The 26,656-nt window shown below is 49.2% G+C and carries 22 protein-coding genes; 12 read left to right on the forward strand and 10 right to left on the reverse strand.

Features of this window, described 5'->3' with window-relative positions; translation table 11 throughout:
- The first annotated feature begins 3 nt into the window (after positions 1-3).
- The 5 genes from NLBNIHML_RS22865 (at position 4) to mglC (ending at position 6,790) form a co-directional block, all read left to right on the forward strand.
- Complete coding sequence (locus tag NLBNIHML_RS22865; RefSeq protein WP_494352846.1) at positions 4-1,800, forward strand: histidine kinase; 1,797 nt, start codon at positions 4-6, stop codon at positions 1,798-1,800.
- Positions 1,778-2,950 (forward strand): substrate-binding domain-containing protein, encoded by a 1,173-nt coding sequence (locus NLBNIHML_RS22870; RefSeq protein ID WP_339259175.1) that lies wholly within the window; start codon positions 1,778-1,780, stop codon positions 2,948-2,950. The genes NLBNIHML_RS22865 and NLBNIHML_RS22870 overlap by 23 nt, the downstream gene beginning before the upstream one ends.
- Positions 2,951-3,113: 163 nt before the next feature.
- Positions 3,114-4,175, forward strand: a complete 1,062-nt coding sequence (locus tag NLBNIHML_RS22875; RefSeq protein ID WP_036606548.1) for a galactose ABC transporter substrate-binding protein — start codon at positions 3,114-3,116, stop codon at positions 4,173-4,175.
- Between the two features lie 74 nt (positions 4,176-4,249).
- A complete protein-coding gene (locus NLBNIHML_RS22880) occupies positions 4,250-5,755 on the forward strand; it encodes a sugar ABC transporter ATP-binding protein (protein WP_339259176.1) in 1,506 nt (501 codons plus the stop codon).
- Between the two features lie 15 nt (positions 5,756-5,770).
- Positions 5,771-6,790: a galactose/methyl galactoside ABC transporter permease MglC gene (mglC, locus tag NLBNIHML_RS22885; RefSeq protein ID WP_076214373.1), complete on the forward strand. Its 1,020-nt coding sequence runs from the start codon at positions 5,771-5,773 to the stop codon at positions 6,788-6,790.
- Between the two features lie 280 nt (positions 6,791-7,070).
- On the opposite strand, the gene NLBNIHML_RS22890 is transcribed toward mglC, so the two are convergent.
- Positions 7,071-7,406 (reverse strand): hypothetical protein, encoded by a 336-nt coding sequence (locus tag NLBNIHML_RS22890; protein ID WP_339259177.1) that lies wholly within the window; start codon positions 7,404-7,406, stop codon positions 7,071-7,073.
- A gap of 258 nt (positions 7,407-7,664) precedes the next feature.
- Between NLBNIHML_RS22890 and NLBNIHML_RS22895 the strand changes: the two genes are divergently transcribed.
- Entirely contained in the window at positions 7,665-9,236 is a 1,572-nt protein-coding gene (locus NLBNIHML_RS22895) for an ATP-binding protein (protein ID WP_339259178.1), read from the forward strand.
- A gap of 366 nt (positions 9,237-9,602) precedes the next feature.
- Here the strand turns inward: NLBNIHML_RS22895 and NLBNIHML_RS22900 are convergent, their stop codons facing one another.
- From NLBNIHML_RS22900 to NLBNIHML_RS22910, 3 genes are all read right to left on the reverse strand, one after another.
- Positions 9,603-11,435, reverse strand: a complete 1,833-nt coding sequence (locus NLBNIHML_RS22900; protein ID WP_494352847.1) for an ABC transporter ATP-binding protein — start codon at positions 11,433-11,435, stop codon at positions 9,603-9,605.
- A complete protein-coding gene (locus tag NLBNIHML_RS22905) occupies positions 11,428-13,215 on the reverse strand; it encodes an ABC transporter ATP-binding protein (RefSeq protein ID WP_494352848.1) in 1,788 nt (595 codons plus the stop codon). The genes NLBNIHML_RS22900 and NLBNIHML_RS22905 overlap by 8 nt, the downstream gene beginning before the upstream one ends.
- Positions 13,216-13,317: 102 nt before the next feature.
- Positions 13,318-13,752: a MarR family winged helix-turn-helix transcriptional regulator gene (locus NLBNIHML_RS22910; RefSeq protein ID WP_339240032.1), complete on the reverse strand. Its 435-nt coding sequence runs from the start codon at positions 13,750-13,752 to the stop codon at positions 13,318-13,320.
- A gap of 240 nt (positions 13,753-13,992) precedes the next feature.
- On the opposite strand from NLBNIHML_RS22910, the gene NLBNIHML_RS22915 reads away from it, so the two are divergent.
- The 4 genes from NLBNIHML_RS22915 (at position 13,993) to NLBNIHML_RS22930 (ending at position 16,895) form a co-directional block, all read left to right on the forward strand.
- Positions 13,993-14,931, forward strand: a complete 939-nt coding sequence (locus tag NLBNIHML_RS22915; protein ID WP_494352849.1) for an NUDIX domain-containing protein — start codon at positions 13,993-13,995, stop codon at positions 14,929-14,931.
- Between the two features lie 92 nt (positions 14,932-15,023).
- On the forward strand, positions 15,024-15,509 hold the full coding sequence (gene ybiA, locus NLBNIHML_RS22920) for a riboflavin biosynthesis intermediates N-glycosidase (RefSeq protein ID WP_342572031.1): 486 nt from the start codon (positions 15,024-15,026) through the stop codon (positions 15,507-15,509).
- Complete coding sequence (locus NLBNIHML_RS22925; RefSeq protein WP_494352850.1) at positions 15,502-16,425, forward strand: TIGR02452 family protein; 924 nt, start codon at positions 15,502-15,504, stop codon at positions 16,423-16,425. The genes ybiA and NLBNIHML_RS22925 overlap by 8 nt, the downstream gene beginning before the upstream one ends.
- Positions 16,426-16,472: 47 nt before the next feature.
- A complete protein-coding gene (locus NLBNIHML_RS22930; protein ID WP_342572033.1) occupies positions 16,473-16,895 on the forward strand; it encodes a macro domain-containing protein in 423 nt (140 codons plus the stop codon).
- A 133-nt stretch (positions 16,896-17,028) separates the two neighbouring features.
- On the opposite strand, the gene NLBNIHML_RS22935 is transcribed toward NLBNIHML_RS22930, so the two are convergent.
- From NLBNIHML_RS22935 to NLBNIHML_RS22950, 4 genes are all read right to left on the reverse strand, one after another.
- Positions 17,029-17,976 carry an iron-hydroxamate ABC transporter substrate-binding protein gene (locus NLBNIHML_RS22935; RefSeq protein ID WP_339240036.1) on the reverse strand — a complete coding sequence of 316 codons (948 nt, stop codon included), beginning with the start codon at positions 17,974-17,976 and terminating at the stop codon, positions 17,029-17,031.
- Positions 17,977-18,037: 61 nt separating this feature from the next.
- On the reverse strand, positions 18,038-19,060 hold the full coding sequence (locus NLBNIHML_RS22940) for a FecCD family ABC transporter permease (protein WP_339240037.1): 1,023 nt from the start codon (positions 19,058-19,060) through the stop codon (positions 18,038-18,040).
- Between the two features lie 2 nt (positions 19,061-19,062).
- The gene (locus tag NLBNIHML_RS22945; protein ID WP_494354745.1) at positions 19,063-19,998 is read right to left on the reverse strand and encodes a FecCD family ABC transporter permease; all 936 of its coding nucleotides are present in this window, start codon (positions 19,996-19,998) and stop codon (positions 19,063-19,065) included.
- 237 nt (positions 19,999-20,235) lie between these two features.
- Complete coding sequence (locus tag NLBNIHML_RS22950; RefSeq protein WP_494352851.1) at positions 20,236-21,972, reverse strand: helix-turn-helix domain-containing protein; 1,737 nt, start codon at positions 21,970-21,972, stop codon at positions 20,236-20,238.
- Positions 21,973-22,623: 651 nt separating this feature from the next.
- Between NLBNIHML_RS22950 and NLBNIHML_RS22955 the strand changes: the two genes are divergently transcribed.
- Together NLBNIHML_RS22955 and NLBNIHML_RS22960 are read left to right on the forward strand one after the other, a co-directional pair.
- Positions 22,624-23,625 carry a Gfo/Idh/MocA family protein gene (locus NLBNIHML_RS22955; RefSeq protein ID WP_494352852.1) on the forward strand — a complete coding sequence of 334 codons (1,002 nt, stop codon included), beginning with the start codon at positions 22,624-22,626 and terminating at the stop codon, positions 23,623-23,625.
- 21 nt (positions 23,626-23,646) lie between these two features.
- Positions 23,647-24,273, forward strand: a complete 627-nt coding sequence (locus NLBNIHML_RS22960) for a pyroglutamyl-peptidase I (RefSeq protein WP_494352853.1) — start codon at positions 23,647-23,649, stop codon at positions 24,271-24,273.
- A 621-nt stretch (positions 24,274-24,894) separates the two neighbouring features.
- Here NLBNIHML_RS22960 and NLBNIHML_RS22965 read toward each other — a convergent pair.
- Together NLBNIHML_RS22965 and NLBNIHML_RS22970 are read right to left on the reverse strand one after the other, a co-directional pair.
- Positions 24,895-25,737, reverse strand: coding sequence for a 1,4-dihydroxy-6-naphtoate synthase (locus NLBNIHML_RS22965; protein ID WP_339259197.1), 843 nt, complete (start codon positions 25,735-25,737; stop codon positions 24,895-24,897).
- The gene (locus NLBNIHML_RS22970) at positions 25,734-26,549 is read right to left on the reverse strand and encodes a futalosine hydrolase (protein ID WP_445252960.1); all 816 of its coding nucleotides are present in this window, start codon (positions 26,547-26,549) and stop codon (positions 25,734-25,736) included. Before NLBNIHML_RS22970 ends, NLBNIHML_RS22965 begins: the two co-directional genes overlap by 4 nt.
- Positions 26,550-26,656 lie beyond the last annotated feature (107 nt).

Here is a 26,656-nt window from a genome sequence, read left to right on the forward strand (position 1 = left end):
TCCATGGGAATTCAATTTTGCTCCAGGCTGCGCTCGTCCAGAGTCAGCAGTATCCGTTTTATTATTACGTGGTCCTTCTCCGTCTTCATCGTTCTGGTGCTGACCATCATGGCGATGCTTCTGCATGACAAGTTCACGCAGGCTGCCGAGCGAAGTGCGGAACTGACGACGAGACAGATTGTGGATCAGGTCAGTTATAACCTGGAGGATTACGTCCGCAGCATGTCTCATCTGTACCGTGCCATTGAGGAACATATGCTGCGTGACGGGACATGGGAAGGGGAGTTGGTGGACAAACAGCTCGACACATTGCTCAGCAGTCGTGAAGATATCATCTCGATTACCCTGCTCGATTCCACGGGTCAATTGCTCAAGAACCGACCTACAGCTGAATTAAAACCGAGTGCCCATGTGACACAGCAAGGGTGGTTTCAGTCTGCGCTTCGTGTGCCGGATCACCTGAGTTTCTCGTTACCTCATATTCAGAATATGTACACAGGCCCATATAAATGGGTCGTTTCCATGAGCAAAGGCATAACGATACGGCAAAATGGTCAGGATCGGCAGGTTATCCTGCTGGTCGATATCAATTTCAAACAGATGGATGAATTGAGCCGCCGGGTCAGTCTGGGGCAACGGGGATACGTCTACATCATTGATGAGAGTGCGGGCAATATTGTGTACCATCCGCAGCAGCAATTGATGTATATGGGACTCAAAAGTGAGAATATCGAACAGGCATTGGTGGCTTCAGGCAGTTACGAAGATGAGGCAGATGGACAGAAAAGGCTGAATACCGTGAAGTCAGTTGCCAATATTGGATGGAAAATTGTCGGTGTGGCCTATTTGGATGAAATTATGACAACACGTCAGGAAGTGAACGGATATCTCATTCGTGTACTGGTCGTTGTGCTCGTGCTGGTCATCCTCGTATCGCTCTTTCTTTCCTCCAGTCTGACTCGTCCGATCCGGCGAATGGAGCGCAAGATGAAGGCTGTGGAGCGCGGGGATTTCAACGTGGAGTTGCCTATCGAAGGACCGCTTGAGGTGGAACGTTTATCCCGTCGCTTCAACCTGATGGTCAATAAAATCCGAACCCTGATGGATGAGATCATTCATGAACAGGAGCAGAAGCGTCGTCTGGAGCTGGAAGCCTTGCAGGCCCAAATCAATCCGCATTTTTTGTATAATACGCTGAATTCCGTGGTGCGAATGGTCGGCATGAGCCGCAATGAGGAAGTGATCACGATGATCACGTCTCTTTCGCGCCTATTCCGCATCAGTCTCAGTCAAGGTAAAACGATTATCACGGTCAGGGAAGAGCTGGAGCATGCGCAGCATTATTTGACGATTCAACAGATGAGATTCAAGCGAAAATTCAACTTTAACATTCAGGCAGATGAGACGCTCCTGGAATGCCTGACCTTAAAGCTGGTGCTTCAACCCCTGATTGAGAACGCCATTGTTCATGGCATCGAGTACCACATGGACGAAGGAAGTATTGAGGTCGATGTTTATTGTGAGGACAACAAGCTGGTGTTTCGCATTACAGATAATGGGGTCGGCATGACGGAAGAACAGATGTCGGGATTGTTAAGTGGCCGTCCGGTTGTCAAAAGCGGTGCAGGATCAGGTGTCGCGGTACGCAATGTACATGACCGAATCCGGCTCTATTACGGGGAGGGTTATGGTCTTGAATTTGCAAGTGAGCTGGAAGAAGGCACCACGGTCTGGATTCGAATTCCCATTCAATCGCAGCAGAAGGAGGTCGAGCCTGATGACGGAGAAACAAGTGAATAGGAACGATGCCCGTAGAGTTAAAGGATTGAATATTTGTACGTATTGGAAAAAGGTTGCTGCGAGCATCCCGGGATTTCGGAAACGTCGGTTGTTAACTGTGACAGTTGCAAGCTTCTGTCTGCTTATAAGCAGTGCCTGTGGCCTCTCGAGTCCAGATGCTGCGGCAGTACCATCACGTATTGCGCTGATTACACCAGCAGGCACTGGCGAACTTGCGGAAGCCATCCGGCTTGGTGCCGAAGCGGCTGCCAAAGAGAGTGGGGTGGAACTGATTACCGTGGAAGCATACCCTTCCGAGGGTCATGTGTACACACCTGCCCTTCTGGACGCTGATCGAAGTCAGATGAAGGTCAAACAGGCAAATCCGAACAGCCAAACGTTGTCTCGCAGTGTGCGAGAGCAGGCACAGGTTGAAGCAGCCGCATTGGCTCTGAAGCAGGGGGCATCAGCTCTATTGGTTGATCCCCTGAGTGAGAAGGCACTTAGCAATATTATTCAGGAGGCACAGACATCAAATTCCGATGGAACCATCGTTCCTGTCATTGTGCTTAACGATGAATTTCCCGTGAAAGGTGTAACCAGTATCATCTCCATGGATAATGTCGAGGCAGGGAGACAGGCGGGCCAGGCCATGGCGGAGCTGCTGAAAGGGCGAGGGCGTGTAGCTTTATTGGGTCCAGACCCCGTTAATTCCGGTCTGATTCAGAGAGAGCAGGGGGTAATGGAAGTCCTGGTACAGTATCCTGATATTCAAGTGGAACCCAAATCGATATGTAATACACGGGATGGATGTTGGCAGACTGCGAAGCAATTGCTGGACCAGCAGGATGTGGATGGCTTTATCACTCTTCAGGAACCGGCTTCACTGGGAGCAGCTGATGAACTGAATCGACGCAACTCTGCAGACAAAGTAAGAATTGTTGGATTCGGCAGTGAACAACAGCAACTGGAGCAATTGCAAGAAGGGGTCTTTGATCATCTTATCGTCCAGAATGGATATAGCGCAGGTTATCTGGGATTGAATCAAGCCGTTGCACGGCTGAACAATCAACAGGTGCAATCGAGAGTTCTACTTGAGACGAAGCTGGTTAGTACAGACAATATGTTCTGGATGGATAACCAGAAGCTGTTGTTTCCTTTTGTACAATGAACGGATGCTGGAACGAATGGTGAATGAGAAAAATTAAGCTGTTTTTTAACTTGAGGAAGATTTCGATAGAACAGGTGAAGATATTGTATTCGAATTTAATGTAAACCCTTTCATAATAAAGACATCGGTTAAGCCGAATGAACTTGGGGGAGGTCATTAGGATATGAAGAAAACATGGATGACACTGTTGATTACAGCATGTATGGTTGTGGCGGCGGGTTGCAGTAGCGGTGGAGACAGCGCAGGTGGAAGTACAGGAACAGATACAGGAGGCCAAACAGCAGCCGGGACGGAAACGCCCAAGATTGGTGTCGCCATCTACAAATTCGATGATACATTCATGACGGGGGTACGTAATGCGATGACCGCAGCAGCGGAAGGTGTTGCGACTCTGGATATTGTGGATAGCCAGAATGCACAGCCAACCCAGAACGAGAAGGTCGATCTGTTTGTGTCCAAGAAATACAATGCCATGGCCGTGAATCCGGTGGACCGGACGGCAGCAGGTGTCATTATTGACAAGGCTAAGGCAGCGAACATTCCAGTGGTTTTCCTTAACCGTGAGCCCGTGGCTGAAGATATGAACAAGTGGGATAAAGTGTACTACGTAGGAGCAAAAGCGGAGGAGTCCGGTACGATCTCTGGACAGCTGATTGTGGACTACTGGAAGGCACATCCGGAAGCCGACAAAAACGGCGATGGCAAACTGCAATACGTCATGCTGAAAGGGGAACCGGGTCACCAGGATGCAGAGCTTCGGACCAAATATTCGGTTCAGGCCATCCAGGATGCCGGTATCGAAGTGGAAGCATTGGCGGAAGACACGGCGATGTGGGACCGTGTGAAGGGTCAGGAGAAAATGCAAGCGTTCCTGGCATCCCACGGCGACAAGATTGAAGCCGTTCTTGCGAACAATGATGACATGGCCTTGGGTGCCATTGAGGCATTGAAAGCAGCCGGATACTTCAAGGATGGCAAATCGATGCCGGTTGTAGGTGTGGATGCAACAGCTCCAGCCATTCAGGCTCTACAGGATGGAACGATGCTGGGCACGGTGCTCAATGATGCCAAGAATCAGGGGGCAGCCACGGTGGCACTGGCTTCCGTACTAGCCAAAGGTGAAACACCAACGAAGGAAAATACCAAATACGATATTACCGATGGTAAATACGTCTGGATTGCATACAAAAAGATTACCAAAGACAACATTGCCGACGCCCAATAACAGCACGAGACAGGGACGTCCGACATTCGGGTAACGTCCCTTTTTTGCTGGTCATATGGAAGGGAGGAACCAAGATGGAGTCACCTTACCTGCTGGAGATGAATGGAGTCTCGAAAGCATTTCCTGGTGTGCAGGCACTAAGTCAGGTCACATTGAAAGTGAAGCCGGGAACGGTTCACGCCTTGATGGGAGAGAATGGAGCGGGCAAATCCACACTAATGAAATGTCTGTTCGGGATGTATCATCCGGATGAAGGAACGATACGCATCGAAGGAAAGGATGTGGATATTTCGAATTCCAAGGCGGCACTTCAGCAAGGCATATCCATGATTCATCAGGAGCTGAATCCGGTCCCGCATCGCCCGGTGATGGAGAATATCTGGCTGGGGCGTTTTCCGATGAAGGGAATACTGGTGGATGAGAAACGGATGTATTCCGATACACTGGCTCTGTTTAAGGACCTGAATCTGGATATTGATCCGAAGGCTCAAGCGGGAACATTGTCTGTCTCCAAGATACAATCGATGGAAATCGCCAAGGCGGTCTCATTCAATTCCAAAGTTATTGTCATGGATGAACCCACCTCTTCCCTGACAGGCAAGGAAGTGGAGCAACTCTTCGCCATTATTAATGAACTACGCAGTCGGGGGGTGTCCATTATCTACATTTCCCACAAGATGGAGGAGATCCTGACGATCTCGGATGAAGTGACAATCATGCGTGATGGCTTCGTTGTCGGGACTTGGGATGCTGCGGATTTAACGACAGATCTGATTATTACACGCATGGTGGGTCGTGATCTGGATGAACGTTTCCCGGAACGCACCAACGTACCTGGTGAAGTGATATTAAAGGCCGAGGGTCTGACATCCAACCAGTCCAAATCGTTTTGTGATGTATCCTTTGAGCTGCGAAAAGGTGAAGTGCTCGGTATTGGCGGCTTGGTTGGAGCACAGCGGACAGAACTGATGGAATCCTTGTTCGGACTGCGCGGACTCGCTTCAGGTACGATTTCGATTCATGGGCGCAAGGTGAAGATTAATTCCCCCGCAGCAGCGAAACGTCATAATATCGCGTTGCTCACGGAAGAACGAAGGGTTACAGGAATATTCCCCGTGTTGTCGGTGTATGAGAATACGATCATTGCCAGTCTGGGGCGCTACCGCAATCGCGTGGGCTTGCTGGATGAGAAAAAGGGACGGGAAGAAGCACGGGAACAGACGCAGAAGTTCAGAACCAAAACGCCTTCAGTTAACACGATGATTCGAAACCTGTCTGGCGGTAATCAACAGAAAGTTCTGTTGGCCCGCTGGTTGCTGACTGATCCGGAGATTCTGTTGCTGGATGAACCGACACGTGGAATCGATGTAGGGGCCAAGTTCGAGATTTACACCATAATTACGGAACTGGCTCGTCAGGGCAAAAGCATTATTATGATTAGTTCGGAGATGCCTGAACTGCTTGGTATGTCGGATCGCATTATGGTGATGAGTGAAGGGCGTCTAACCGGAATCGTGGACGGAGCCGAGGCAACAGAGCAGGATATTATGAGGCTGGCCGCTCAGCAGCGGATGGCTTAGTCAGGAGGGAAACAGATGAACACACAGATGATCAATCAAGTGAAAAATTATGTAACACAACGCGCCATCTTTATCGTATTGATTCTGCTCATCATTGGTATAGCTATTGCCGATCCGAATTTTCTTGCCTTCTCTACACTGCGGGACATCTTACAGCAATCCTCCACACGGGCCATTATTGCACTCGGTGCAGCCTTTATCCTCGTCACGGGTGGGGTCGATCTGTCCGCGGGAAGGGTGGTTGGTCTGACGGCTGTTGTATCGGCATCGATGCTGCAAATTGATGAGTATGCGAACCGCTTCTTCCCCGATCTGCCCCATTTGCCGGTGTTGTTGCCGATTCTGGTTGGAATCACCGCAGGTCTATTCGTGGGTTTGGTCAATGGACTGATTGTCGCCAAATTACATGTGCCCCCTTTTATCGCAACGCTGGGTACAATGGTTGCCGTGTATGGACTGAACTCCATCTATTTTGATACGGAACCCAACCAGTCACAGCCGATCGGAGGATTAAGACCTGATTTTACCGTCATTGGCTCTGGATACATTGATCTGGGCGGGGGTTATTCCATCCCGTATATTGTCCTTATCGCTATTGCGGTGGCTTTAATTTGCTGGGTGATCTTTAACAAAACACGTCTCGGCAAAAATATGTATGCCATCGGCGGTAACATTCAGGCAGCGCATGTATCCGGAATTCATGTGGCCCGCAACCTGGTTGCCCTGTATGCCATTGCGGGTGCGTTATATGGCCTGGGTGGTGTGCTTGAGGCAGCCCGAACGGGCGGAGCAACAAACAATTACGGTAATATGTATGAGCTGGATGCGATTGCCGCATGTGTGGTAGGTGGCGTATCAACGGCGGGTGGTATTGGAACGGTACCTGGAGTTATGGCGGGTGTGCTGATCTTCGGGGTCATTAACTATGGTCTGACGTTTATCGGTGTAAGTCCGTACTGGCAATTGATTATCAAAGGATTGATCATTGTTGCTGCGGTGGCTTTTGACATCCGTAAGTATATGGCGAAGAAATAAGATTAACGTGAAAAGGTTACACCGTTGTACTCCGAGTGCAGTACCATCTTCCGATCGCCCTTATCCCCTGATTTTCTTGATTCCCTATATTAATAGGGGAAAATCCGGTGATAAGCGTATGCTTCCGATGTAGCTTTCTTTCAGAAAGCTTTAGGCGAACGCTCTCGCTTCTTCAGATTGATTCTGCACTCTCCGTTGTGGTGTAAAAATTCCATTCATCTTATATGAAAAAGTAGCAAAGAAGCCAGCCCTCGGGATATAGAGAGCTGGCTTTAAGTGTTTAACCATTGACCATCCAATCGATAACGGGGATAACGGGTCCAATGATGCACAAGAGCAACATAAATCCGGCGACATTATAAGATAGCCGGGTACCGAAATGCGCACGATATTTTTTGGCGATCAGGAAGGCTGGAATCCAGAAGAGGGCTGCTACTACAAATGGAATGTGAAGTCCTTGAGTTCCATTGCTATAAATAGGTATGTTTATTAAGTTGAAACGGTAATGACTGAACATAAAATTGGCTTTGCCCCATGGAAAGTTAAAGGCAAGACCCATCGTCAGTACGAGCAGAGAAAGCGTCCCGAAGCCCAGTGGTTTGCGTTGTGTAGTCATATGATATCCTCCATAACCAAGAATTTATCCTAAATTAATCCATTAATGTATTGTAACACAATACTAACCATGCGTAGAGGAATTGTTTCACTTTTGTCGATTACAATTACATCATATGTCCTATTGCCTTCATAAATTATACATTCATGTGAATTTGACCAGCCTCCATTAATCGACAACATCAGCTAATCATAATCGATATAATACATGTACATAAGTTGTTTGATGTGAGTTTTATGTCAAAGGGGGCGAGGCTATTTGCTAAGTTACACGATGAAAATGGTAATTTTCCCACTGGGCTGTTTGCTTGTCATTCTGTCCTCTTATGTTCTAAGGCTTACCCCTCATTTGGCAATCATGTTGCTTTCGGGGACTTTATTGGTAGCAAGTATTTATGGGGAGAGAAGATATCCTGTACTTAGGAAATTTCAATGGATTTTTCTCGGAACATTCCATTATTTCAGTGAGCTGAACTGGTGCAACATGTTGTATTATATGCTCATCCTTTCCATGATCCAGGGCAAACAGCGTGTAGCGCAGACCTTGCCCATTTCACTGCTGTTTATGCTGGAATATACGGTGATTCGCCTTTCCTATGTGCCTATAGATGCATATGCATTGCTGGTATCCATGTTTGATTTGTTAACCTCTATTGTCATTATATTTTTATATCATACCTTGGTTAACAGTGAGACCGAGAAGCGCAGACTTCGGGAAAAAAATCGGTTCCTCACCCTCCATGATCCGCTGACCGGACTGCTGAATTACGAAGGGTACATGGAGATGCTAAATAAGGCAGTAGAAGAACATCGTTCTTTTTTGCTTATCCTTTTGAACGTTAATAACTTTAGCGGTTATAAAAAAGCTTCAGAAGATCCTTGGTGTACGGTAATCACAGGCACAGGCCAGATGATAAGCAATCATTTCACCGAGGCCTATGGCATATCCCGGTATGCAGGAGATCGATTCGCGGTCGTTTTGCCGGAGATACAGGATGTGGAAGAACGAATGTCGTCATTGCTATCCGTTCAGCTGCAAGGACTCCAAGTAAGCTATAGTATCTCCCTGTACCCGGAAATGTCGAATTCGTTGCAGCACTTTATGACGGTGGCCGAGGATAGACTGCTTCAACAACAGCGCAGCAAATGGCTGAAAAATGAAGAAGAAGTATTTCGTTCCGAAAGGCTAAGGGCCGTAGGTGAACTGGCCGCGGGGATGGCTCATGAAATTCGGAACCCGCTTACCGCAATTCGAGGATTCCTGCAGCTGTCACGTGGACAAGCATTTAATATCGCACCATGGTATGAAGTGATTATGGGTGAGGTGACGAGAGTGACCGATCTGACGGCCGAATTTTTACAGTTTTCGAAACCTCATGCCAATCATATGAAGCCGGAACAATTGGGTCACTGCCTTGAGCGGGTGATGTCTTTGACCGAGTCAGATGCGGCATCCCGTGGACATCGAATTACACTTGAAATGTCGAATGAACCAGTCGTGATCAACATGGATCGGGATAAGATTGTGCAGGTATTGATCAATCTGATTCGTAACGCCTTTGAAGCAATGACAGACCCTGGCGAGGTTCATATGGATTTGTTACAGGAAGGAGACGCCGTACTCATTTCCATTACAGATACAGGAAGCGGCATTCCGGAAAATTCGCTATCCACAATCTTTAATCCCTTTTATACAACTAAAGAAGAAGGGACGGGACTGGGACTTGCACTCTGCCAGAAAATCGTTCAGGATCACAATGGCAAAATCACTGTCCATAGCGAAATGGGGGTTGGTTCAACCTTCACGCTTCATCTGCCAATGGAGACGTAATGCGTATATCAAATTTTGGGACAGTAGCAGCATGCTTTCATTTAAAAAAAACAAAAAAACGCCGCATTGGGATTGAAGAACCCCATGCGGCGTTTTGTATTTCGAATAAACTATTGTGCACAAACCACATCGGTTCAGATCATTTTAGCTAATTTCTAAGGAAAATAGGACGTCTTATTGGCCCTCAGGTCCTTACTTTAATTTGTAAGAAACTTCAGACACGTTATTTCCCAAAAAAACATGAAAAAAACGCTGAAAACGCCTGTTTACTCGGATATAACGTGGCTCTGGTTCCTTAGATTTCTGAAGGAGCTTCAAAAGCTTGAATAAGACGCCTCAGATTCGTTAGAGCTCGCCCCACACGCTTTAGTTCGACTTATTTAGATGCCCCTGATGTAACTGATAGTAGAATCCTTGTTGCTGCATCAATGCGTCATGGCTTCCACGTTCAGCGATCTGTCCATCATTAATGACGAGAATCTGATCGGCTTCACGAATTGTGCTCAGTCTGTGGGCGATGACAAAGCTGGTACGATCCTTCATTAACGTCCGCATCGCTTCCTGGATCTTCATCTCAGTACGCGTATCAATGCTGCTTGTTGCTTCATCCAGAATAAGAATGGCCGGATCAGCCAGAATTGCCCGGGCAATGGTCAACAGTTGTCGTTGTCCTTGGCTTAGATTGCTTCCCCCGGAAATGATGGGGGTATCGTAGCCCTGTGACAGTTTGCGGATGAATGAGTGTGCATTTGCAAGCATAGCTGCTTGCCTGATCTGTTCATCCGTTGCATCCGGCTTGCCGTAGGCGAGATTGTCACGAATGGTACCCGAGAACAGGTAGGCATCCTGAAGTACAATGCCGAGTTGCCGACGGAGTTGATCCTTCTCCAGTTCCGAGATGTCACATCCATCAATGGTAATCCGTCCGCCTGTAATCTCGTAGAAACGGGGTAACAGATTGATAATGGTCGTTTTACCTGCGCCAGTGGGGCCAACAAGTGCAATCATCTCGCCAGGTTTTGCAGTAAAACTGACCTTCTTCAGAATGTCTCGTTCCGCACTGTACCCGAAGGACACATCCTCAAATACAACTTTACCTTGAATCTGATCCAGTTGTTTCTTCTGTTCCTCCACATATTCGCCAGGCGTATCCATGATGTGAAACACACGTTCAGCACCCGCAATGGCAGCCTGAATCAGATTGTACTGATTGGCCAGATCGCTCAGCGGTCGCTCAATCTGGCGGGAGTATGCGAGAAAACTGACAATTAGTCCGATGGACGTCAGATCATGATAAGCCATCCATCCACCTACAGAAGCCAGTATGGCAAAACCGATATTGTTCATCACGTTCATCGTAGGCCCAACCAAACCCGAAACCGTCTGGGCCTGGGTGCTGGATGTACGAAGTTTCTCGTTCAGGTTCTGAAAATGTTGATGTGCCTGATCCTGACGGTTATAAGCCGCTACGACTTTCTGTCCAGCAATGGTTTCCTGAGCATACCCATTCAGTTCACCGAGCAATTTTTGCTGGGCGGTGAAATGTTTGCGTGTTCTTGACGCGATCAGACGAGTGGCGATGGTAATTAAGGGTACCGTCACCAGACTGAGCAGGGTAAGCCGAACATCAAGTGCGAACATGATCGACAAAGAGCCAACGAGCAGGATGGCACTGGACATCAACTGGGTTACGCTTTGATTCAGCGTTGTAGATACATTGTCAATATCATTGGTGGCCCGGCTCATCAGATCCCCGCTTTGATTTTTATCAAAAAAGCTGACAGGCAGCTCTTGCAGTCGGGAGAACAACGCATGACGCAGATCTTTAACGGTCAGTTGGGACACACCAATCATGACATAGGATTGAGCCCACATCAGGAGTGAGCCAAGGACATAAACACTCAGCAAGAGGAGACATTCTTTCAGCAAACCCGCTGTTACTTTGGGAACGATATGTTCATTAACGGCACGGCCGAGAAGATAAGGTCCCGCCAGATTGAGCAGTGTTCCGAGAGCGGTCAGCACCAATGCAGCAATAACTCCTTTGCGATGACGTCCCATGTATGACCATACCCGGATTAAGGCGTGGCGAGCATTTTTAGCTCTGACTTTGGGAACAGGTCCTCTGCCCGCTGGTCCGGGTCTTCCGATGGGAGGCACGACCGTTTGTTGTATGGAGGAAGAGGCAGGTTTAGCCAAATTGAACATCCTCCTTCCGTTGCTGCGAATAATAGATGGCTTGGTAGTGGGATGAATGAGCCATAAGGTCATCATGTGTGCCGCTGGCAACGATCTGTCCTTCATCAATAACATATATACAGTCTGCATCCTTCACGGAGGAGATCCGCTGTGCAATCAAGAAGGTGGTACTGTCTTTCATCAAGGATTGCAATGCCTTCTGAATACTTGCTTCTGTGCGCAGATCCACAGCACTGGTGCTATCATCCAGAATCAGCACTTCCGGTCGCATGAGCAGGGCACGTGCAATGGATATACGTTGTTTCTGCCCACCGGACAGATTGACCCCGCGCTGACCCAGTTCCGTGTCATACCCGTCTTTCAGTTTCATAATAAAATCATCCGCAGCTGCAGCTTGTGCCGCAGCTCGCAATTCAGCATCTGTTGCACCGGGCCGTCCAAAGCAAATGTTATCCCGGATGCTGCCGCTGAACAGAATGGATTCCTGGAGCACAATGGACACACGGCTACGAAGATCCTGAAGATCCCAGTTGCGTACGTTCACTCCATTCACGAGCACTTCACCCTGCGAAGCATCATACAGACGGGGAATCAGCTGCACCAGCGATGTTTTGCCTGAACCTGTGGAACCGATCAGGGCCACTTTCTCACCCGGGCGAGCGATCAGGTTAATGCCAGAGAGTGCATGGTCTCCGTCATAACGGAAAGACACGTCTCTGAACTCCACTTGACCAGCTGTGCGCGACACGACAGGAGATGGACGGGATGATCTCTGGTGGTCACGGGTAGACGGAAGTGACTGTACAATCCTGGAGTTATCGCTTCCTGATTGAATATCCGGCTGTGTATGTAACACCTCGTTGATCCGGGCGGCAGATACCTTGGCTCGGGAGAAACTCATCATCATCATGCCGATCGACGTGAGGGATGAGAGTACAACCGTGACATAGTTGATAAAAGCAATCAGATCTCCGGCAGCAATATCGCCTCCAACTACCTGGAAACCTCCGAACCACAGCACCGCTACAATGGTAGCGTTCAGCATCAAGCTGAGCACGGGTGCATTCAGCGTGACTATACGCCAGGCTTTGAGGGCGGTTGAAGTATAATCTTCGTTGGATTGCTTGAACCGCTTTTTCTCCAGACGTGCACGTGCAAACGCCTTGACGACACGGATGCCGGCAAGATTCTCCTGGAGCACGGCGTTGACCTGATCAAGCTTGCTCTGAACACTGGCGAACAGCGGATAGGAAGCTTTTATCAGAATAAATAAAATAATAAACAGTACCGGCACAGTGGCAATAAGAATCAAAGCCAGCTTCACACTAATCGTAAATGCCATGATGATACTACCGATGATCAGCATCGGCGAACGGATGAACATCCGCAACAGCATCTGTACAAAAGTTTGCATCTGTGTAATATCACTGGTCAGACGAGTAATCAGAGATCCTTCCTGAAACGTATCCAGATTACGGAAGGAGAAGGTCTGAATATGATCAAACAGTTCCTGACGCAGGTCCGTGCCGTATCCTACGGCAGCTTTGCTTGAATAGAGTGTGCAGCCTGCGCCGCCAACCCAGCCGATTAATGCAACAAGTAACATGATCAGACCTGTAGTTACGATATGGGACAGATTTCCTGCAAGTACACCATCATCCACGATGCTGGACATCAGCTTGGGCTGGAGCAGATCCATGGTTACCTCAAGTACCATGAGTAGCGGGGCGATGATCGCCGCTGACTTATACGGTGTCAAGAATCGTTTTAACGTCCACAATAGGAAATCACCTCAGTTTTAATTGCATAAGTAAATCAATTTCATCAACCTTTAGCTGCTTCAAGCCAGTCGTTATTAGCGATATCGAGAGTTTGCATCACCTCAGGATTCACGCAGGTTTTGGAGCATACGCTGTGCAAGTGCAGACATGATCTCGGATTCTTCCGGCGTAAAATCTTTCTGAGCCTGCTGTTCCAACTCCTGAATCACGATCCTCAATTCTTGCAGCGCGGAGCGTCCCTGATCCGTCAGGTATACCCGCAGACTGCGCAGATCCTTCGGGTCTGCTTCACGTCTCACATAACCGGATGTTTCCATGCGTTTGAGCATGACGGTTACCGTTGCGGGGCTGCGCTGAAGTTGTTCGGCCAGTTTTTTCTGGGATTGGCCATCCTCCCGTTCAAGCTGGAACAACAAAGGTGGCTGCCCCGGGTATAACTCGGGGTGGTTCACAAGTTTCTCATGAACCTTGTAACGTTTGAGTTTCACGAGTTCGGATAGCTGTCCCATTAACCGATCATTGTGGACTGGGTTCATATCATCCGCTCCATTTCTACCTTCATTTCATCTTCTCGGTACTGAAAACTAGACATTTTTGAACACATCATTTAGTTAGTCGACTAACTAAATTTTAAGTTTGATTTGACATATCGTCAAGTGAATACAGATCATTTATTTTGGATTGGAAATATTGACCTGAGATAAAACGATGTGATAAATTGATATTATCTAATTGTTAATAACAAAATGTTAATAACAGAATGGGGTTTATATCGTATGACTAACGAAGGTTCCTCTGGAGGAAATGCTCCCGATTACCAGGAGCATCAGGATCAGGCACATATTAGTGAAGAACAGTTTTTGGACAGCTATGATGCTGGCGATTATGAACGTCCTTCCGTCACCGTGGACATGTTGGTATTTACGATTCGCAGTGAAGCTCAGGAGAATTATCGCAAGCTCGCGGAACCCGAACTCCAGTTGCTGCTGATTCGTCGAGGCGGCCATCCCTATCTGGGACAGTGGGCGTTACCGGGCGGATTTGTCTCCATGCAGGAATCACTGGAAGATGCTGCTCGGCGGGAATTGTTGACGGAGACGGGGCTGGATGATATTTATCTGGAGCAACTGTACACCTGGGGAGATGTGGAGCGAGACCCACGTACACGGGTTATCAGCTGTTCCTATATGGCGCTGGTGGATAGCAGCGAGCTGGAGCTTGAGGCCGGTGATGATGCCAGTGAGGCCAGTTGGTTTCGGGTGGAGCAGCGTCTTCTGGAAGAGAAGCGCCATATCCATGAGCGTGGACGTGTGATAGAACGCAGGCTGCAGTTGATTTTGACCAATGGAACAGAAGAGTTGTCGGCCATTGTTGAGACAAAAGAAACGATAGAAGGAAAAGTACGGAGCCATCATGTGACGTTGGGTGAGGTTCAGGGGATTGCATTTGATCATGCCAAAATCATTCATTATGCACTTGAGCGTCTGCGATCCAAGATCGAGTATACGGATATTGCATTCAATCTGATGCCGGAGACGTTCACACTGACTGCACTTCAGAAAGTACATGAGATCATTAGTGGCAAAAAGCTGCTGGCTGCTGCTTTCCGGCGCAAAATCACCGATTGGGTCATTGAGACGGGAGAATATGCGAGCAGTGCCGGTCATCGACCATCACGTTTATACAGATTGAATCCAGAGAGGCATACACCATAGAAACGGTAGGAACCAATGAACTCGTACGAAGTGATTCAGGCCAGAGGCCCGGATCGTTGTATACATGAGGAGCAAGTAAAGAGGGGATATGGATGGAAAAGTTTACGTTTTTCTGGCGGACAGCATCGCCGTTCTCACAGTGGCACCCGGCGGACTTTACCGTTAACGGGGTTCACTACACGAGTGCGGAGCAATACATGATGCACCAGAAAGCACTGCTGTTTGGGGATCAGACCATGGCAGACAAGATTCTGAAGGCAAGCTCTGCTTCGGTACAAAAAAAGCTGGGCAGACAGGTCGCAGGTTTCGACCAGACGTTATGGGAAGCTGAGTGCCAGCGCATCGTTTACGAGGGCAATTTGGCCAAATTCACACAAAACGAAGAACTGCTAACCGCACTGCGTGCCACTCGTGGAACGACCCTTGTGGAAGCAAGCCCGGATGATCGCATCTGGGGTGTGGGACTGGCGGAGGAAGACCCGCGCATTCGCAATCGAAGAACATGGCGGGGAACCAATTGGCTGGGTGAGATTCTGACCCGTCTAAGACAAGATATAGGAAGTGATTCAGATGAGTGATTCTAGTAGATCAACGGGCAATGGTGGCTCCAATTCACGTTCCAAGCGGGCTAATATCGCACAGCAGACGTTAGCTATTTTGGATGAAGGGCATTACGTAAATGGGTATGATCGCAAGGTTGGGATCGGTACCGATGTGCAGCAAGCCATCCGAAATTCGGTGTTATACCCTCCAGCAGCATTGTCCGCGCTCAGAGAAAAACGTCGTACAGAAGCTCAGGTTGGAATTCAACTAGCTACCCCATCATCTGAAGTTCAAGCTGCATTGGGTCGCATTGAAGTTACTGGCGAGACTACACTTGGAGCCGCTTCACGTTTGGCGGTAGCTGAAGGAAGAGAAGATGTGGTCTGTCTGAACTTTGCATCGGCGAAAAATCCGGGCGGCGGTTTCCTTGGCGGAAGTCAGGCACAGGAAGAGAGTCTGGCCCGAGCGACAGGCTTATACCCGTGCATCGCCCAGATGGATGAAATGTACGATTACAATCGCAAACAGCGATCGGGTCTCTATTCGCATTATATGATCTATTCACCAGATGTTCCGGTGATCCGTGATGATGAAGACCGACTGCTGGACAAATATTATGTATCCTCATTCATTACTGCGCCAGCGGTGAATGCGGGTGTGGTGAAAGAGCGTGGAGAAGCGGATGATCTACAGATTGAGTCGGTGATGAAGGAACGTATCCGTTATATTCTGGATGTGGCTGTTGCGAATGGTCACCGCACGATTGTTCTGGGTGCGTACGGTTGCGGCGTATTTCGTAATGAACCAGCAGTAGTGGCGAAGTATTTTCATGATGTGTTAGTGGGAGAGGCTTATAAGGACGCCTTTGAACGCATTGTATTTGCCGTATATGATCGATCAGCAGGTCAGAGAACATTAAAGGCATTTCAACGTTTTTTGGCAGAGGTCTAATAAATAAAATAAGGATCTGTGTAAATAGGATAAAGGAGAGAGATGACATGCAATTTCATGAGAGACAGCAGGATTTGTTTGATCTGGGAGATGATTACTCGCTTGCGCACTGCATATCAGCCGATGCAAGGATGGGCAAGGGCATTGCGGTACAGTTCCGCGAGCGATTCGGTTTGGAGAATCTACAAGAACAGGCCAAACAAGAGCCGCTTGAGATTGGACGATGTTATCCGGTAGGACGGACGCTCAATCTGGTCACCAAAGCAAAGTTCTCCAATAAGCCGACGTACCAATCGTTGACGAATGCGGTAGAATCCATGCGGGACGTATGTGTGATGGAAGGGATTACGAAACTGGCGATGCCCCGGATCGGATGCGGTTTGGACAGACTGAACTGGGAGAAGGTCAGTCCAATTATTCAGAAAGCTTTTGCCGATACGGATGTTGAGATTATTGTCTGTACAGTGTGAGCGTGCTTGGTGGAAAAGGGTAGATCGCAGCCTGCTGACAGATTCAAAACAAAAAACCTCAGCTTTGACCGGAATAGAGCGTCAGTATGATTCATACCAACGTTGTTCCGATTTCAAAGTGAGGTTTTTTTTGTTATTTTTTGGAGAACATTTCTTTGGCTTCATCCATGGCCATTTTATTACCGATTGATGAGTAATCGAGCCAAGGTTGTGCCCCAATCGGGTAGACATGACCGGCTTTGACTGCTTTCAGACCTTGCCAGATCGGATTGTTTTGCAGCTCCTTGAACATGGTTTGGGCTTCATCATCCGAATTCACAACCACAAAGATTGCATCTGCATCATAGTCCGGCAAGATTTCACGGGAGACGACCTGGTACGGTTTCGTTGAATCGATATCTGTGATGCCTTTGGCAGGCGTCAGACCGAGATCCTCATACAAAATGGGACCCATGGGACGGCGTGTACTGAACACACGCAACTCTTTGGCAGTAACACGAATCGCCATGACTGTACCATCACCAATCGTGTCATGAATCAGAGATTTCACTTCTTCCGTCTCAGTCGCGTAGTCCTGAATGTATTGCTCGGCTTCCTTCTCACGATTCACGAGTTTGCCAATGTCTTTCAGATGATCACGCCATGTACCGTCATCCAGATTGAAGACATGCACCGGAGCAATTTTTTCGAACTTGGCAATATCATCACCCGAGAATTCTTCGTCCAGATAGATTACATCGGGTTTCAGAGCAAGCAAAGCTTCCATATCCGGATCTTTAACCGGACCAAGTGGCGTTGTATTTTGAAGACGATCCGCAACATGGGACAGGAAGCCTTTGGCTTCGCCACCGATAACAGAACCAACTGGCGTAATACCGAGTGATAGCAGATCATTGGTCAGATGGATCGACATGGAGGCAATACGTGGTTCTCCTGAACCTGCACTGTTATCCTGATTGTTGGTTGAAGTATCCGTGGATGAACCACCAGAAGCAGATGACGAGTTATTGGCCGTTCCACAGGCAGCGAGCACAAGCACCAGACAGATACTCATGACAAGCATAAGGTTTTTCTTTAACATGGGTAGTCACATTCTCCTTGAACATCTCTGGGATGTAATTATTGTTTTTGTAAAAAAAAGATCACTTGCTTCGTACTAACAGGTACAAAAAGTAAGGTGCGCCAATCGCGGCAACCACTACACCTGCCGGAATGGCGTTAGGCTGAAAGATCGTTCGCCCAATCGTATCGGCGCTCACCAGAATAACCATCCCGATGAGCCCGGCAGCAGGGATCAGATGCCGATGCATCGGACCGACAAGTCTGCGCGCCAGATGTGGTGCGGCCAGACCGATAAAGCCAATCCCCCCGGCCATCGATACACTGACGGCAGACAAGGCTACGGCACAGAGCAACAAAATAATACGCTGGGATCGAACAGGCGTCCCAATGCTGGTTGCGGCAGCATCTCCAAGGTTGAAGGCATCAAGCGTTTTGGATCGACTCCAAATGTACGAGATACATAGCACCACCCAGGGAAGCAACGCTTGCACATGAATCCAATCCCGGCCCCAGACGCTACCTGCCAACCAGCGAGCGGCAAAGGAATAGGTGTCTTCATCCAAACGCAGGGATAAGTAGAGGGTCAACGCATGGAACCCGGCCGCTACCGCGATTCCCACCAGAATCAGCTTAATGGGAGATACGCCGTTATGGCGATCATAAGATAACAGCATGATGATCAGGGCGGCGGCAACACTGCCTGCAAAAGCGAACAACGGAATCAGCAAGGCTACAGAGCCATCCATTGTAAAGGAGAGACTAACAAACACCATTAGTCCAAATGCTGCCCCTGCATGTAATCCCAGAATGCCCGGGTCCGCCAGCGGATTGCGGGTAATCCCTTGCAAGGCTGCTCCGGCAATACCAAGTCCCGCTCCGGCCAGTACAGTAACCAGGATGCGAGGCAGTCGGTAATCAAACAGTACAATCTGATCATCCGAACTGCCGTGACCAAGCAAGGTCTGTAACACAGCTACTGGGGAGAGGCGAATGGTTCCCGTGTTCAGGCTGATTACAATTACGGCAATGGCGATGCAGAGCAGTGTGATGCTGACGACTAACGAACGTTTACCTCGTGATCGTGAAGGTGTATTGAAATTCATCGCTACAAGGCCCTCCTTTCTTTACGGGCCAGATAGAGGAAGAACGGTACACCGACAAAGGCAACCATAATACCTACTGCGAGTTCTTCCGGCGGGTTCACGATGCGTGAGCCCAGATCGGCGAGCACCAGTAATATCGCACCAAGCAGAGAAGACATCGGAATGATGAGTCGATAATCCACACCCACCAGTTTGCGTGAGATATGGGGGATGACGAGTCCAACAAATCCAATTGAGCCTACTGCCGACACGGACACACCAGCCAGCACAACAACTGCTACGAGGGCGAGAAACCTCGTCCAGCGCAGGTTGATCCCGAGATTAATCGCGACTTCTTCTCCGAGTGACATAAGGGATACACGCCGGGCGAGTGGCATAATCAGGACGAGTGTTGCGAGCAGCACGGGAAGAATCAGCTTGAGATGCCGCCATTCAATTCCGCCAAAACCTCCTGCATACCAGAAGGCCAGATCCTGACTCAGGTCAAAATAAATGGCAACGCCTGTGCTGAGGGAGGTTAACATGGCTGCAATAACAGCCCCGGCAACGGTCAGTCTGATGGAATTCAGACCACCAGGTGCTGCCATTCCAAGCAGGAAGATAAGCAGTGTGCCCAAGACAGCCCCCACGAATGATAAAACCATGATCCAGCCATATGGCAGTCCGGGCCAAAAGGCGAAGCTCAGTGCTACCACAAAAGTGGCTCCGGCATTGATGCCCAGAATGCCCGTGTCTGCCAGCGGATTACGTGTAATGCCTTGCATTAAAGCTCCTGCAACAGCAAAGGCAGCGCCGATGATAACCGCTGCAAGCACACGAGGCAGCCGCAGTTCATGAATAATCTGATGTGGTGTCAAAGCCGGGTTGTACTGAAATATGGCAGCCCATACGGTTTCCAGCGTTAGCCCTTTGGCACCTAACGAGATGGCGACAAACATACTTAGCAGCAGTATGGCTATGGCAGACAAAAACGTCAGCCCAACGGTCACCGCAGATTTTTTTGAATTAGATGGACGATGTGGCAGTCCCGGATGTTGAATACGGGTCACTCCTTTGGTACCAACAACGTATTTCATTGTTATTGATTATCATTATCAATTAGTCATCATTATAGAATCTTAATTCAGGCCCGTACATGGCATAAATTAAGATTCTGGAGATGGACATTTTTTAGATTACAAAAGTGAAGGTTTGTTCGTCAACATAGAGAGCGCTTCATCGAGCTGGATGTTGATGGAATATGGAGCATATACGACCCATGAGTTCCAGTCGATGAGATGCACACGTCCGTTTTTTACCGCGGGATGGCTGTTCCATAGTGGATTCGAAGCCATCTCTTTCCATAGTGTTGCCTTTTCATGCATAGAATTAATCGCCAGTACCAGCACATCTGCCTCCAAACCATCCCACTCTCCTGGTGTGAAGGGCAACCAGTTGAATCCGACGCCGGGAGGTTTGCCAGCCAGTTCGGTCTGAATGCGCTGAGGAACGGCCAATTGCAGACTGCGGTAAAAGACATGTCCGAAGTTGCGATGGCTGTACATCCGTGGGCCTTTAGGCGTTAACGTGCCAACGGCAACGGTAATATCTCCGACGATTTCCTTCATTTTTTTGCGTGCACGCTCCGCTTTGCGCTCATGTCGATCCAGCCAATCTGTCGCGGCTTGGGTACGATCCACAATGGATGCGATCTGATGCAGATGACCGAAGACGTCTGTCTGGTTCCAGGGAATGGTGATGATAGGGGCGACATCGCCAATATGCTCCATGGCTTTTGCAGTGGCATTGTCCTTGGTCAGAATCAAATCAGGATTCACATTGAGGAATGCCTGACGTCCTTGTTCCCACGGTTCGTAAGCATGGAAGGGCAGTGCCAGCGATTTGGGCAGATGAGGCAGGTGCCCCTGGATCTGAGCTGCGCATGGTGTGACGCCAAGTGTCATCAGATGGTCTGTGTATGGATAGGAGAGCGACACGATGTTCCGGTGAACCTGCTTCGCATAGGAAGTTGGCGCATAACCAGCATGGTTCCGGAAACGTCGGCTGAAATAGAATTCGTCACGGTAACCCACTTCACGAGCCACATCACGGATACGCAGATCGGAAGTGAGCAGCAATTCCTTGGCCCGGTTCATACGCAGATGAGTGATGTATTCAATCGGATTCTTCTGCATGCGGCTCTTGAATAGCTGTGAGTAATAGGACGGATGCATGTCGGCCAGTTCAGCCAGCTTTTCCAGCTTGATTTCGTACATATAGTTTTCACGCATATATTGCAGGGTGGACCTGAGCCACTGTTCCGGTTCCTCCTGCCCAGCCGCTGCGTCAGTCTGATCTTCTTGTTGTTGAGGCCAGAGCATATGCAACAGTTCCGTCAGGAGGAGCTGTGCCTTCAAGTCTTTTTGTGCATTTTCGTTGTTAAGGTGTGTAAGCTGCACGGCAATGCGCTGTATACCGTAAAATGGACCCTGAATCCAGCCTGTAACCGGTGAACTGAGTTCACGTTCGTAGATGCGTCTGGCTTTGGTTTTCTCCGTAGCCCGATATAGATCGAAGTGAATGATATACAGTTCAATATCATGGTCTTCATCTCCGATCAGTTCAATTGAAGCGCCGGGTGTGCACAGACAAGCTGATTTGCGAACCAGGTGGGATTCGGTCCCATTCATGATCAGTTGGCCTGTGAATTTGTGCATGTATATAAAGGTATGATGAGCAAGTTCAGTAGTGGACCAGCGCCATTTACCACGGGTTATGATATGTTCTGCCTGACGAAGTTCGATCAGGGTATCATTCAGGAATGCATCCAGATCTGCCCGGTTTGAGGGTTCCTTTTCTGAACGGGGATTTGTCTGCTGATGCAACAGGTATGGATTGATGCCGCTGTGGGCCGTACCAGGGACGGTAGTCATGGTGCTTGTGACCTCCTCTCTTTTGAAAAGTTATTAGGTAATCATTGAACAGCTATTTAGGTCATGATTGAAGCGGGAACGTACGATATTTTGGCGGACCTGAACGTCTTTGTTGAACATCCATTGATCGCGTGGCATGAGGCAAGAATTGTATGGATTGAATAGGGGCATATACCCGGATCATGCCGTGTGGACACATGTGCAGATTCTGGATCGCGCTTTGTGATAACTATACCAAGAGCTTACCGTCAGCTCGGAGACGCTGGAGTATAATTATTGGCTGAGTTGCTGTCTGGGCCTTCGCAGTATAGTCAGATATTTTTATATACCTGTAAGACAGGGATAGGATGTTGTTAATCAGGTGTGATGGTTAATTTAACCGGATTATTACTGGTTACAAGCATGCATAGGACAAGACCTCTTGGCCCTAGCCTGCTGATAATCTTAGCAAATCTATTGGAGAATTGAAATGTACACAGATATGTTCGAGGTGCTGATGAGGTGGAAGTCTAATGAACGTAAATAAAAGTAAATAATCGAAACCGTTTTCTGACGTAGGCGTTTCTTTTTGGTAAAATAAAGGGGATACCATGTTGGCCTGATCTAAATCATGAACATTTTCAACCCAAATTGCAGTAGGGAGGCTTCGATATGACAGAAGTAGTGGAACGGAACAAAGTACGTTGGGGCATTATGGGCACGGGATGGATTGCATCCCAGTTTGCAAAGGATCTGGAGCATGCCGGGAACGCAGTGAAAGCAGCGGTAGGTTCGCGGACAGCGGGAAGCGCGGAGAAGTTTGCAGCTGAATATGGTTTTGCACGCGCTTACGGCTCGTATGATGAGATGCTGCAAGATCCTGAGGTAGATATTATCTATGTGGCAACACCACATCCTGTGCATAAGGAGAATGTCATGGCGTGTCTCGAGGCAGGCAAGGCGGTACTCTGTGAAAAGCCGTTTACGATGAATGCGCGTCAGTTGGAGCAACTGGTGGAGACGGCACGGGAGCGCAATCTTTTCCTGATGGAAGGGATGTGGACACGCTTTTTGCCGCCGATTGCTCAAGCTAGAGCATGGATCGCAGAAGGTCGAATTGGTGAAGTACGTTTGCTTCAGGCAGACTTTGGTTTCCGTGCCGGTTGGGAGCCGGAAGGACGGTTGCTTAATCCGGATCTGGGTGGAGGAGCTTTGCTGGATGCAGGGGTGTACCCGATCTCCTTTGCTTCGATGATCTTTGGCGAACAGCCCCAGCATGTATGGAGTACGGCCAATATTGGTGAGACGGGTGTGGATGAGCAGTTTTCCGTGTTGTTGTCCTATTCCGAGGGACGCTCCGCTTCATTGAGTGCTGCCATTCGTCTGAACCTCAGCAATGAAGCGGTCATATACGGTACGGAGGGCAAGATTCGTCTGCCTTTGTTCCTCGCGGGCAAAGATGCTTATCTGCATGTGAACGGTCAGGACGAGCCGGAGAAATTCACGGATGATCGAACATGTATTGGTTATGCTTTTGAGGCAGAAGAAGCCGGACGCTGTATCCTCGAAGGTCGGACGGAGAGCAATACCATTAAACTGGACGAATCCCTGGAAATTATGAAACTGATGGACACGATTCGGGGTCAGTGGGGATTGCGTTACAAATCAGAGTAAACAGACGGGAGCTGACGTGTAATGGTGAAAATTCTGATATCCGGGTTTGAACCTTTTGGTGGGGACACAGTGAATCCGACTGGAGCGTTAATGGAAGCTCTTGCGAACGAGGTGGTGGAGGGGGCTGAGCAGCTAAAAACAGTACTGTTGCCCGTGCACTTCGATGAATGTGCAGACCTGCTCATCGCAGAGATGGAAGCCTATCGGCCGGATGTTGTTATCGCCTGTGGGCTGGCCAAGGGCAGAACATGCATCACACCGGAGCGGATTGCCGTGAATGTCAAAGACATTCCGCCTGGCTCCTACGCGGATAATCAGGGGCAACGTCCCGTGGACGAGCCCATTGTAGACGGCAGCCCAGACGGTTTGTTCTCCACGTTGCCGATCCGAGCCATGGTGAATGACATGTCAGCAGCAGGTATTCCCGCAGCCGTCTCTAATACAGCAGGCACGTATATCTGCAACAACACGATGTACCGGTTGCTCGATCACATTCGAGTAGGGCAACTTCCGATCCGTGCCGGATTTGTGCACTTTCCGGCCTCGACAGAGATGGCTGTGTTTCAGCCTTCCGTCCCTTCGCTACCTATACCCGTGATGCTGGATGCGCTGCGGATGATGATCCGCACCATTGTGGCTGAATCGTAGGGAAGGTTTGCTATCGTTCGGTTGCGGTTGCAGCAGATCGTAGGCGATGGTTGGATTTGTATCGTAGACCGCAATTGTGAATGGGAGAGCAGTGGGCTGGGATAATGGAGTACAGTAGGGTTCAAGATGACGTGGAGAGCTTGGAGTTGCATGGGGTTCTTTCTGCTTTGATCTTGGGTTGAGTAGAGTGATAGATATGAAGTTGAACATGAAGTAGAATAAAAAGTTGAAATAAGAAGTTGAATATAGAATTGTATATAAAGTCAAAAAAAAGAGTTGTCCCATCGTCATGAATCTGACGTTAGGGGACAGCTCTTTCTGCTTCTATGTCGAGATCGTGTGTCGCTCAAGTCTAACGAACCCAGCGCACGCTATTCACTTGAAATTTGCACATACCCATTTCTAACGAATCGTAGAAGCGTTATTGAATGAAAATAAGCGAAATTTCAGTGATATGACCCATTTCTAGATGAATAGAGTGTCTGAGATTCGTTAGAATTCTCAACGCATGATATTAGGCTAAATAGGGTGCGTAGGGTTCGTTAGATTTAGAGCGTACAGATTATAGCCAGCATAATAGCTAAAGAAATAGCTAAAGAAATAGCTGAAAAAAATCTAATATTAGATCCGCAACAGATCAAGATCGAACTCAGGAACGAGTCCTTCTTTCATGGCACGTCCAAGTAGTGCAGTAATCGCACCATATCCATCATCGCCCAGATTAGCGCTGAATTCGTTAACATACAGTCCGATATGCTGTGCAGCCACGTCAGGATCCATTTCTTGAGCATGTTCCATCACGTATGCTCTCGACTCATCCGGGTGCGCCCATGCATATTCAACGGAGGCGCGTGCCCATCCGGCGAGGGCGTGAGCATCCATGTCGCGACGTGCAATGATTGCTCCGAGCGGAATCGGAAGACCAGTATCGCTTTCCCACCAGTTACCAAGATCCGTCATCAGTTTGAGATCATAGTTCTGGTACGTGAAGCGTGCTTCATGGATGACAAGTCCGGCATCAATCTTGCCGTCCCGCACAGCAGGCATGATCTGGTCAAATGGCATGACCACAATCTCACCTACGCCGCCAGGAACATTTTGCGCTGCCCATAGACGGAACAACAAATATGCTGTTGAGCGTTCGCTCGGCACAGCAACTCGTCGTCCAGACAGATAGGCTGGATCGGTCGTACCGTTTGCGGTCAGAACCAGCGGACCGCATCCTCTGCCGAGTGCACCTCCAGCTGGAAGCAGAGCGTAGTCAGATAACACGTATGGCAGTGCTGCATAAGATATTTTCATCACTTCAGGTGTGTCGGGTCCATCCGGATTTGCCGCCAGACCATTGGTAATATCAATATCAGCATACCGGACATCCAGTCCAGGTGCGCCCGGAATCAGCCCGTGCACCCACGCGTGAAAGATAAATGTATCATTTGGACAAGGGGAAAATGCAATTTTCATGATGTAATAACCTCCCGTAAAATGGAACTTGCAGCCTGGAGCGCATCGAGGGCATCCTTGATGCGCCAAGCGTCGCGGTCGCGTGGACCGACCGCGTTGGATATGGCCCGGAGTTCGAGTGCTGGCACGCCGAACTGCTGGGCAGCGGTTGCCACGCCGAAGCCTTCCATGCCTTCGGCGGCGGCATCCGGCACGCGGCGCAATAGCTCCGCGGCCGTCTCCGCTGTTCCGGTCGCCGTGGACACGGTGACCGCAGTGCCTCCGCTGACAGCGAGCCCGGCCCGCTGCAGCTCATGGCGCAGGCGAGCGGCAAGCTCCGCGTCCGCCGCCACAATGGACGAGCCGAATCCGAGCTCGTCCACACTAAGGAAGCCGTCTGGCGTCTGCGAGCCCAGATCGGCAGCAACCATGGCGTCGGCTACCACGAGGGAGCCGACGTCCGCCCGGCCGGGGAACCCGCCGCCGATGCCGGCACTGATCACCAGCCTGTAGGCTGGTGAATATCCGGCCCCGGCAAGGGGCCCCGGCCCATCGGATGTGGCAGATGTCTGTGCCACATCCGATGGGCTTGGCGCGGTGGAACCGTGCGCCAACGCACTTGTGCTCGCAGCCGCTACGGCATATGCCAATGTAGCGGCTGTTCCAGCTGCGGCCGAGGCTGGGCCAACGCCCGCAGCAATGACGTCAAAACGTTCCGCGGCCGTGTCGCCCAAGCCGCGGAGAACTGCATCTTTTTCCGCATCCACCGCAGTGACAATTAACACACGTTGTGATGAATTTGTTTGGACCGACCGGATATCTGAAGTGATCATCTCCCCAGTTATTTCCCCCGGGTGTCCATTAGCTTCGAGTGATGCGTTCGGTTTATTACTTTGCTGTTCATCCTGTTTATGTTCATTCATCTCGAATTCTCCTTGTG

Source organism: Paenibacillus sp. JNU01, assembly GCF_059130585.1.